The sequence below is a fragment of the Chryseobacterium sp. 14P4.3.2 genome, assembly GCF_057799275.1.
Genome location: NZ_JBYOKO010000065.1, coordinates 1 through 907, shown reverse-complemented (window position 1 = coordinate 907; position 907 = coordinate 1). Strand labels below are relative to the sequence as shown.

The window sequence follows — 907 nt, the reverse complement described above, 5'->3', positions numbered from 1 at the left end:
ATAAAAAGATAGGGTAGCATTATTTTAATTACCGTAAAAACCGGGATATAAAAGTATCGTGATTTTACGGATTGTAGAAAATCTCTGTAGTGCATAAGTTCGCTTAAGAGAAAAATAACACAAGATGAGAGAAAGAAATTATGTCCCACACCTAATTTCTTGTATGCACAAATTAAGGTCCTTCCTTATTTCTTTTGTGCAGGACTTCTAAAGTCTAAGGTCTCCCGTGACTGATTATAACAGATCCTGATTTTAAATCAGGCTATACCATCATTCTTTAAAATAAACATATGAAAGTATTGTGTCTTTCAGGGTAAATCTATCCTGTTATACAAACCCATATCAAAATATTTTCTCTATTAACTGGGAGTTAATATTTATTTTTTACATCAAAAATTCAAATCAATGAAAAAAAATTATTTAAGTGCATTATTCTTATGCGCTACCCTAAGTACGCTCAGTGCTCAGCAAACTGAAGTCTACTTCAAGTATGACGAGGCGGGCAATCAGCGCTATCGTGGCCCTGATGACATTGCTGGAAAAGCTTCAAAACACCTTAAAACTACTTCCCTTTCCACAAGCCAGTTGATGGATGAAAAAACCTTTTGGAAACAGGTACGGCTTTACCCAATTCCAGTAAATGATATGCTTACCATCGACTGGAGCGAGGAAACAGACAGGCTTATAGAATCAGTTTCTCTCTATCAGCACAGTACGGTACACTGGAAATTTCAACAGCAGAATATTCCAGGCCTTAATAGACAGTTAAAAATCAATATGACTGGCTATGATTGGGGGATATATGTTCTTCGCTTCACCCTGAAAGACGGTAGAATCTTCAGTAAAAACATCACCAAAAGATAAAGGCTATGGAAAAAAATTATCATCAGAAAATACAGCTGTTTTC

Annotated in this window: 1 protein-coding gene; it reads left to right on the top strand. The window is 35.5% G+C overall.

The genetic code is table 11. The features are described from left to right. Window positions 1–405: 405 nt before the first annotated feature. The gene (locus AC27VX_RS23805; protein ID WP_236855313.1) at window positions 406–864 is read left to right on the top strand and encodes a T9SS type A sorting domain-containing protein; all 459 of its coding nucleotides are present in this window, start codon (window positions 406–408) and stop codon (window positions 862–864) included. Window positions 865–907: the final 43 nt, after the last annotated feature.

Excerpts from the sequence above, each read along its gene's own strand:
- AC27VX_RS23805 (WP_236855313.1), top strand. The coding sequence starts at position 406 with ATGAAAAAAAATTATTTAAGTGCATTATTCTTATGCGCTACCCTAAGT.